The sequence below is a fragment of the Methanosarcina sp. genome (assembly GCF_035390745.1).
GTDB lineage: Archaea > Halobacteriota > Methanosarcinia > Methanosarcinales > Methanosarcinaceae > Methanosarcina.
In genome coordinates, this window is sequence record NZ_DAOOUJ010000025.1 from 1 (window position 1) to 8,727 (window position 8,727).

Consider the following 8,727-nt stretch of genomic DNA (forward strand, 5'->3'; position numbering starts at 1 on the left):
TCAATATTTGCACAGTTGTCTACTCTGACACCTGTGTTGGTCTGAACCTCAACATCACAGTTGTACATTCTGGAATCACTGGTGCCGGACAGGAAGGATACGCCATCGTGTCCTGAGGACTTTATTTTGCAGTTGTATACATTTATTCCAGAACTTCCACTGATTCTGACACCATCACCATACAGATAGCGGGTGAATGAAATATCATGTACTTTACCACTGGTCACAGACTTGAATTTTATGCAGTTGCGGTAGTCTCCGTGACCTCCGTCACTGGGGCTGGTTGCTGAACTTTTGAATTGAAGATTACATACTTCAACGTTAGAAACACCTGACCCGAATACATACGCAGGGGATCCATCGGAGTTACAAACGGAACCAGTAGCATAGATTATTGTACTGTCGCCTGCACCTTTCAGTACTACGTTGGATTTCAAAACTATAGGTGCACTTATCTTATAAGTTCCAGCACTGAGGACAACATATCCAGGGTTACTTGATGTTGCTCCTGATGCTACGGAATTTATTGCATTATTTATTGCAGTCTGATCATTTGATCCAGACGGACTTACGGTTACTGAATTCTGTGCGCCTAACGCCGCGGGTACGGTTGTTAAAATAAGGCATGTTACCAGGAATAGGGTTCCTATCTGTCTTTTTAGCATCGTATCACCTTTGGGTTGGATTTGGAATTTGAGAGACTCAACAAGTTTTGCAGGATTAGAGTCTGGGCGTTCCCAAAGCACATACGGAAGTTAAACTAAGACAGAATGTCAGGAATAGGGGTTCCTGCTCCATTTTTAGCATCGTATCACCTTTGGGTTGGATTTTAGATTTTGGGAGAACTCAAAAAACTACAATAGTTTTATCCAACGGTTGATACGGTTGTCAAACGAAGACATGCTGTCAGGAACAGGGTTCCTAAATTATTTTTTAGCATCGTATCGCCTCTGGATTGGATTTAGAATTTGAGCAACTCAAAGACTCAAGAATAATAGTATACTCTTTCCCGGGTTTCTCAAAATTCCATATTACGTACTCGTAATGTTTTTTACGTACTCGTAATGTTTTTCCGAACTATCTAATCAGATCAAGTCTATAGTATAGATCTGAATTATGTCGGGTCTATACGGTAATTCAAAAATCTAATTACGTCTGCGTAATATTTTTGAATCTGTCCAATTCGGTTCTCTGCGATTTATGTGGGGCGGACACGTTGCACACAGAGTTTCACTCTCCAATCACATTATAGGGTAAGTCATTGGAGATAGAGTCGAAATTAGAGCTTTTACCTTAATAGCATTCAAACTTCGTTGCTGAACACAGGATGTTACTCCTTCTGATCAATTACTATTTATTCAGCATTCATGGCATCTAGCCAGGTCAACTCTTGTGAGAAGTTTTTAGCTATTTACTGGTTGTTTAATTGCTGAGTTGACATCTAAGGTTCATGAAGGTTATATTATAAAAGATTTTTCGTTTTTAAGACGAAATTTTAAGAAAATAACATTTAATATAAATAATAGAATGAGAAATAGCATAAATTATCTAAATAAAGGGATAAAATGAAAGTTAATGGTAAATAGGCAAAAGAAAAAGGACAGTTATCTGCCCATTTTCTTTCCCCTATCATTTGTGGGCAAAATACGCCACAACTTTTTCTCCTTCTACGGCATCAATTCTGCAGAAACCGAAACGTTCAAACTGGACTATTTTATCAAGCTCGGTTTCGATCCCGTGTTCTCCTATTCCTTCAATATCGCCCTCAGGTCCGCGGACTTTTACAGGGATTCCATCAACCGGCGCCCAGTGAATGATTTTTCCCTTTGCTTTTTTAAGGTCTTCGAGGGATGTTTCAGAGCGTTTTACCCGCAGCGGGGAAAGAGATGTAATTTCAACGTTGCAGAGGTCTTTTAAGCGGAGGACTGAGCCGACTTCAAGCTTTTCAATATCCTCGGCGCAGACAAGAACCTTATTTTCTATTGGGATTTCTCTCATTCCTCTTGCATGGTCTGTGGGGTGGCGGGGAACCTTTGCAACCACAGGCTTCATTCCTTCAATTTCAAGTTCTACAGGGTCCCAGACGAAGAAATAGCGGTTTGCAATGGGGTCAACGATTTTACGGTTCTCCGCATAGAGAGACTCCATGCTGATGCTCACGTCAGTCATTCCGACTCCCATTTCAATCATGAACTTTTTGAGGGCCTCAGCCTTTATTCCGCGGCGTCTGATTGCCCTTATTGTCGGAAGGCGGGGGTCGTCCCAGCCGCTGTACTCTCCAGATTCAATCGCTTTCCGGAGGGTGCTTGTGCTGAACTTTCCGAACTCATGGATCTTTACCCTGCCCCAGTGGGTTGTTTTCGGGTATTTCCAGCCGAAGTATTTGTAGATATACGTCTGCCGCTTTTCGCTGTCTATAAGGTCTTTGCCCCGGATGATGTGTGTCATGCCGAGCTCGTGGTCTTCTATAGCACCCGCAAAGTCAAGAAGGGGCCAGACAATGTATTTATTTCCGATTTCCGGGCGGGGGTGGGACATTTTTCTAATCCTGAATGCGCCCCAGTCCCGAAGTGCCGGGTCTTTGTGCTCTATATCGGTCTTTATGCGCAGCACAGCCTGCTGGTCTTCGTATTCTCCGGCAAGCATCTTATCCCAGTGCATGAGGTTTTCTTCAGGGCTTGTATCCCTGTGCGGGCAGGCTTTTTTGGCGTCCTTTAACTGCTTGAAATCTTCCCCTTTACAGAAACAGACATAGGCTTTGCCCATCTCAATCAGTTTTCTTGCATAATCATAATAGATAGGGAAATGGTCAGAAGCGCGTACAACCTGGTCAGGCACAACCCCGAGCCATTTGAAGTCGTCAAGGTACCAGTCATAGGCTTCAAGCATGGGGCGCTTTATATCAGGGTCGGTGTCGTCAAAGCGCAGGATAAATTTACCCTTATACATTTTCACATACTCGGAATTGACAACCATTCCCCTAGAACTACCCAGGGTTGCCGGCCCGTTGGGATTGGGGGCAAAGCGCATTACAACCTTGCCGGTTTCGGCTCCTTCGAGGGGTTTTAAGCCTTTGTCTGGCTCTTTTTTTACACTCAGGGCTTCTATAAGCTCGGGAGCAATTTGAGACAGGCGGGCTTCCCAGGCTTCAGGGCTCCCTTTAGCAATTTCGGAAACAATATTTTCAAGGGCAGAAGATACCCCGCTGGGGTCAGCCCTTAACTGGGGGCATTCCCCCATAACTTTCCCCATAACAGCTTTGGGCTGGGGGGCTTTTCCGTATTTTACAGCATTTTGAAGAGCGTATTTTTCAATTATTTTAAAATCTTCAGGACTTAAGGTCATAGAAGTTTCTCCAGAAATAAACATTAGTTAGATCTTTGTTGAGTGAATATGGATGGTATATAATTTGAACTGATAGATAAACCCACGGAAAGGAGGACAGTTCAATAAGATGCACTGGATTCGATTTCGGAAAAAACATGTGAATAGGATTATAAAAAGCCACCGAAACCCGAAATTCCAGAGAAAGAACCTGATAGCAAAAAAGCATATTCAGAAGGCTTTCAGAAATCAAAGCTTTTACTTAGGGATCGTAGATTCAATTTCCCGGATTCGGGATATTTTATCATGGATCTTGCTAACTTCCCGTTCAAAGTCCTGCAGGAATTTAGGAACAGAATCTCCCGGAATGGCTCCCTGGGCTGAAGGTCTGATAAGGTTTGCCTGTTCAAGGACTCTGAGAGAATAACGTACCTTATGGTTCTGCATCCCGGTAACCTCTGCAAGCTTAAGGATTCCTATGGGGCCTTCTTCGATTACCTTTTTGAGAACAATCAGGTGGCGCTCTGTAAGGTCAAGTTCGTTTGCAATATGCTCGAGCAGCATCATACGACCTCGTTTCTAAGTGTTCCTATGCCCTGGATCTCAACTTCCACAGTGTCTCCCCTGTGAAGTTCTCCAACTCCGGAGGGTGTTCCTGTGGCGATCACGTCCCCTACTTCCAGGGTCATAATCTCGGTGATGAACTCAATAAGAAAAGGAATGTCAAAAATCAGATTTGAAGTGCTTGATTCCTGTTTTGTTTCCCCATTTACCCGACAGGAAATCTTTGCATCGGAAATATCAATTTCTTCCGTAGAGACAATATAGGGTCCGAAGGCTGCAAAGGTATCAAAACTCTTTGCCCTTGTCCACTGCCCATCCTTTCTCTGGAGGTCACGTGCGGTCACGTCATTAAAGCATGTATATCCTGCAATAACATCTTCGGCTTTTTCGGCTGAAATGTTTCTACAGCGCTTTCCTATCACTACTGCAAGTTCAGCTTCGTAGTCTACCCTTTTACTGGATGCAGGGTAAATGATTTTATCCCCATGCCCTATAACCGCAGATGGAGGCTTTAAGAAGATGATAGGGACTTCGGGAGTCTGCATAGAAAGCTCTGCAGCGTGATCCTTGTAGTTGAGGCCGACACCGACGATTTTAGTAGGGAATGAAGGGGGCAGAACACGAAGTTCCGAAAGTTCAAATGCCCCGGCAGAGGTTCCTCCAGTGGGATACACCCGCCCGCCTTCGATTTCTCCATAGAAAATGTTATCGCCTGACCTGAACCTACCAATCATATTTTTGCCTTCCTCATCCTGTTTTCGCGGAGTATTTTTTCCGCTTCCTTCCATTTTTTAAAAGGATATATCTAAACTTAAATTTTAACTCTTCGCCCACTGGCATCCCGTGAATATTTTCCGAACTCCGAACCAATGAGCTGGACCCCTGAAAATACAGGCCCATCCTTGCAGACTCTGAGCCCGGACTGGTCTATGCAGCATGCCCCGCAGACTCCGATTCCGCATTTGAAATAACGGTGGAGGCTGAACTCTGCCTTATCGAGAACTTTCTTCTCTTCAAGGAACCTGAAAACCGAAACCATCATTATTTCCGGACCGCAGACCGCAATTCTGTCATAAGCTGCGACATTAAGGTTTTTGAGGGCATCAGTCACAAAGCCTTTAATTCCCTTTGAACCGTCATCAGTAGACACATAAACCTTTCCAAGAGCTTCAAAGCGCCCTTCAAAAAGCAGGTGTTCTGCACTCCGCGCCCCGAGGACAGTGTTCACTTCCGCACCTGCGGCAAAGGCTGCCTCGGCATAAGGAGACAGGGGAGCAGCACCTACCCCTCCGGCAATGATAAGCACTTTTTCACCTTTAGCAGGCAGGGTGAAACCTTTTCCGAAAGGACCCCTTAGCCCAAAAGAGTCTCCTTCTTTTAACTCAAAGAGCTTTGAGGTTGCCTCGCCCACCTTCTGGACGGTTATCGAATTTTTTCTGGAAAGGCCCATAGGAACCTCGTCCACGCCCCTGACCCAGACCATTACAAACTGGCCCGGCTCCATATCCTCAAACCTGTGGTCAAAGAAAAAAGTCCTGATCAGGGAGGATTCTTCAGTTATCTGTGTTATTGTAGCATTAAGAGGAAGCATCAGACCATCTCGTGGGCAAGCCCTATAATTTTCTTTATATCCGAATAACCTTTTCTTTTAAGGAAGGCTTCTATTCCCGAACCGATTTCGGAGAATATATCAACCCTGTCATATACCGCAGAACCTACCTGAACCGCTGAGGCTCCTGCCATCATCATTTCCACAGCGTCTTCCCAGGAAGAAACTCCTCCCACGCCAATTACCGGAATTTCAAGGGCAGTGTAGAGGTCGTAAACGCATTTTACAGCTACGGGTTTGACGGCTTTTCCTGAAAGCCCTCCTGAACGGTTCCCGAGGATAGGATATCCGGATTCAATGTCAATAGCCATTCCTTTTACCGTGTTGATTGCAACAACAGCATCCGCGCCCCCGGATTCGGCTGCATTTCCAGTGCATGTGATATCTGCAACATTGGGTGTCAGCTTGACCCAGACAGGGACATTAACAACGTCCTTCACTGCTGCCGTAACTGCCTCAACAAGGCAGGGATTTGAACCTATTGCAGCCCCATACCCCTCGGCGTGGGGACAGCTCACGTTAAGTTCGAAAGCGTCAGGCTTTGCTGGAAGCAGTCCTTCGGCAACTTCGGCAAACTCGGAAGGGGTTCCGCCGAAAATGCTTGCAATTACTGGAACATCAGAGTTGTTTTTCGCAAACTCGAGTTCCTGAAGGAAGCCAGGATATGAAGGGTTCGGAAGCCCCATGGCGTTTAAAAAACCGCAGTCCAGCTTTATCATGCTCGGGTTGGGGTGACCCGTCTTGGGAGCAGGACCTATAGATTTGGTCACAACTGCACCCGCTCCCCCTTCACGTGCGACCCTGCAGAGGGAAGCTCCTGTTGTCCCCAGCACTCCGGCTGCAAGTATTGCAGGATTTTTTAATTTAAGTCCGGTGAGAGTATACATTAAATAACTCCGTTTCCTGCCCGCAGGCAGTTTCTGCATCAATTAATCGTATGAATTTTCGAAACCGCATGAATCATTTCTGGAAATCTGAAGGAGAGCTTCTTCAGCCAGCCTTCTGCCGCCCATTTTTACAAGCCTGTGCCCGAGTTCCCTTGCCTTCTCAACGCCTCCGCGCATAGGGATAAACTCATTAATACTGACAGCTTCCCTGCCGTCAAGGGAAAGGACTTCAGCCCTTACATGGATTTCCTGTTTATCTGGCGTAATTTCAGCATAGGAACCCACAGGAGTTGTACAGCCTCCTCCAAGTTCGGCAATGAGGATGCGTTCGATTTCGGTAACAATCCTGCTCTCGGTATGGTCAAGCCTGGAAACTGCGGCTTCAGCTTCGGTACCTGCCCCTGTCACCACAGCAACCGTGCCCTGGTTAGGGGAAGGGCAGAAAAAGTCAGGGGAAAGGATTTCTCCTTCAATCTCCCAGCCCATGCGTTCAAGACCTGCCTTCGCGAGCAGAATCCCGTCATACTGCCCTTCCCTGAGTTTTCTGAGCCTTGTGTCGATGTTGCCTCTGAGTTCCTGGGTGATAAGGTCAGGCCTGTACCGCCTGATCTGGGCAGTCCTCCTCAGGGAACTGGTGCCTATGATGGACTGTTCAGGAAGTTCGTCAAGAGGAGTCCCGTCGTATGTGAGCAGAATATCAAATGGGGTGTCACGCTTCAAAACCGCAACCGTAGGAAGCCCCTTCGGGCGAACTGTGGGCATGTCCTTCATAGAGTGGACAGCGATATCGATTTCTCCTTCTAGCATAACATCGTCCAGTTCCCGGACAAAAGCCCCAACTCCTCCGGATACGGCATGCAGAGGGCGGTCAGTAAACCGGTCTCCGCTGGTTTTTATTATCTTAATGCTGGTTTCAACGCCCTGCTCTTTAAGAAGGCGTGCAACATTGTTTGTCTGGGCAAGCGCAAGCTGGCTGCCCCGGCTGCCTATTATCATGTAGAATCCTCAACGTTTTCAAAGATAAATTCTGAGATACATAAGTTCTCAGAGATATGATTTTTTAAAGATGTAAACCCTCAGAGATTTTCCGCATAAGCTTCAAGGGTCTTTTCAATATCCACATCGCTGTGGGCTGCGGATATGAAATTGGTCTCAAACTGGGAAGGAGGCAGGAAAACTCCGCTTGCAAGCATCCTGTGGAAGAAAGCAAGGTAGCCTTCCTTATCGCATTTCAGGACTTCCTGGTAGTTGTGCGGCTCTTTTCCGAAGAAGACCTTGAACATGGAAGCAATTCCGCACACCGTGTAGTCGAGCCCTTCGTCTTCAACGGTTTCTGAAAGCACCGTCCTCATGTAATCTCCGGTTGAATTCAGCTTTGCGTGAATATTTTCCTCTTTCATGTAATCAAGCACGGCAATGCCCGCAGCCACGGAACAGGGGCTTCCGCTGAAGGTCCCTGCCTGATAAACAGGTCCTGAAGGTGCGATCATTTCCATAATCTCACGCCTGCCTCCGAAGACTCCTATGGGCAGGCCTCCACCCACGATCTTTCCAAGGGTGGTCATGTCAGGCACGACTCCGAAATATTCCTGCGCCCCGCCCATTGCAAGCCTGAACCCTGTGATAACCTCGTCGAAAATGAGAAGCACATCGTTTTCCTTCGTGAGCTTTCTGAGCTCCTCAAGGTATCCCGGAAGCGGCAGGACAGGACCAATATTGCCGAGCACAGGTTCTATGATCACTGCTGCGAGGTCATCCCTGTTCTTTTCCACAAGCGTGGTCATTGTTTCAATATCATTGTAAGGAGCCTGAAGGGTATGTTTGGTGAAATCTGCGGGAATGCCGAGGGAATCGGGCTCTCCAAGGGTTGTTGCTCCTGAACCAGCTTTTACGAGAACGGCATCATGGGCTCCGTGGAACCCGCCTTCGATCTTGATGAATTTATTCCTGCGTGTAAAGCCGCGGGCAAGGCGGAGGGCGCTCATAGTGGCTTCCGTTCCTGTAGAAACGAAACGGAGCATGTCAATGCTGGGATAATAGCCTGCAACCTTTTCTGCAAGGGTAACTTCAAGCTCGGTAGGGGTCCCGTAAAGCCAGCCTTTGTCAAGCTGCTGTTTGATTGCTTCCTTTATAACAGGGTGGTTGTGCCCGAGAATAGCAGGACCGTAGGCAAGGCAGTAGTCAATATACTCATTTCCGTCAAGGTCCTTTATCCTTGAACCATTCGCAGAAGCGGTATAGAATGGATAGGGCTTGATAGCTCTTACCGGGCTGCTAACCCCGCCCGGAATAAGGGTTTTTGCTTTCTCAAACATCTGTCTGGACTTCTCAAGTGTAATCTCA

8 protein-coding genes are annotated in these 8,727 nt (G+C 46.8%); all 8 read right to left on the reverse strand.

All coding sequences use genetic code 11. The annotated features are described in order from the left end of the window. The coding region (locus PLL47_RS07640) for a glycosyl hydrolase family 28-related protein (RefSeq protein ID WP_324445596.1) at positions 1 to 665 on the reverse strand (665 nt) is incomplete at its 3' end. A 964-nt stretch (positions 666 to 1,629) separates the two neighbouring features. Beyond that, positions 1,630 to 3,345: a glutamate--tRNA ligase gene (locus tag PLL47_RS07645; protein WP_324445597.1), complete on the reverse strand. Its 1,716-nt coding sequence runs from the start codon at positions 3,343 to 3,345 to the stop codon at positions 1,630 to 1,632. A 237-nt stretch (positions 3,346 to 3,582) separates the two neighbouring features. After that, positions 3,583 to 3,888, reverse strand: a complete 306-nt coding sequence (locus PLL47_RS07650; protein WP_324445624.1) for a hypothetical protein — start codon at positions 3,886 to 3,888, stop codon at positions 3,583 to 3,585. Then, positions 3,888 to 4,622, reverse strand: coding sequence for a fumarylacetoacetate hydrolase family protein (locus tag PLL47_RS07655; protein WP_324445625.1), 735 nt, complete (start codon positions 4,620 to 4,622; stop codon positions 3,888 to 3,890). The genes PLL47_RS07650 and PLL47_RS07655 overlap by 1 nt, the downstream gene beginning before the upstream one ends. Before the next feature lie 77 nt (positions 4,623 to 4,699). Then, positions 4,700 to 5,479 (reverse strand): dihydroorotate dehydrogenase electron transfer subunit, encoded by a 780-nt coding sequence (locus tag PLL47_RS07660; protein ID WP_324445598.1) that lies wholly within the window; start codon positions 5,477 to 5,479, stop codon positions 4,700 to 4,702. Beyond that, positions 5,479 to 6,384: a dihydroorotate dehydrogenase gene (locus PLL47_RS07665; RefSeq protein ID WP_324445599.1), complete on the reverse strand. Its 906-nt coding sequence runs from the start codon at positions 6,382 to 6,384 to the stop codon at positions 5,479 to 5,481. Before PLL47_RS07665 ends, PLL47_RS07660 begins: the two co-directional genes overlap by 1 nt. A gap of 42 nt (positions 6,385 to 6,426) precedes the next feature. Continuing rightward, positions 6,427 to 7,380 (reverse strand): hydroxymethylbilane synthase, encoded by a 954-nt coding sequence (gene hemC, locus PLL47_RS07670; protein WP_324445600.1) that lies wholly within the window; start codon positions 7,378 to 7,380, stop codon positions 6,427 to 6,429. Between the two features lie 80 nt (positions 7,381 to 7,460). Then, the coding region (gene hemL / locus PLL47_RS07675; RefSeq protein ID WP_502883683.1) for a glutamate-1-semialdehyde 2,1-aminomutase at positions 7,461 to 8,727 on the reverse strand (1,267 nt) is incomplete at its 5' end.

What these genes read in the sequence shown, in the direction of transcription:
- PLL47_RS07650 (WP_324445624.1), bottom strand. Translation starts at nt 3,888, where the DNA reads ATGCTGCTCGAGCATATTGCAAACGAACTTGACCTTACAGAGCGCCAC.
- PLL47_RS07645 (WP_324445597.1), bottom strand. Translation starts at nt 3,345, where the DNA reads ATGACCTTAAGTCCTGAAGATTTTAAAATAATTGAAAAATACGCTCTT.
- hemC (WP_324445600.1), bottom strand. Translation starts at nt 7,380, where the DNA reads ATGATAATAGGCAGCCGGGGCAGCCAGCTTGCGCTTGCCCAGACAAAC.
- PLL47_RS07665 (WP_324445599.1), bottom strand. Translation starts at nt 6,384, where the DNA reads ATGTATACTCTCACCGGACTTAAATTAAAAAATCCTGCAATACTTGCA.
- PLL47_RS07655 (WP_324445625.1), bottom strand. Translation starts at nt 4,622, where the DNA reads ATGATTGGTAGGTTCAGGTCAGGCGATAACATTTTCTATGGAGAAATC.
- PLL47_RS07660 (WP_324445598.1), bottom strand. Translation starts at nt 5,479, where the DNA reads ATGCTTCCTCTTAATGCTACAATAACACAGATAACTGAAGAATCCTCC.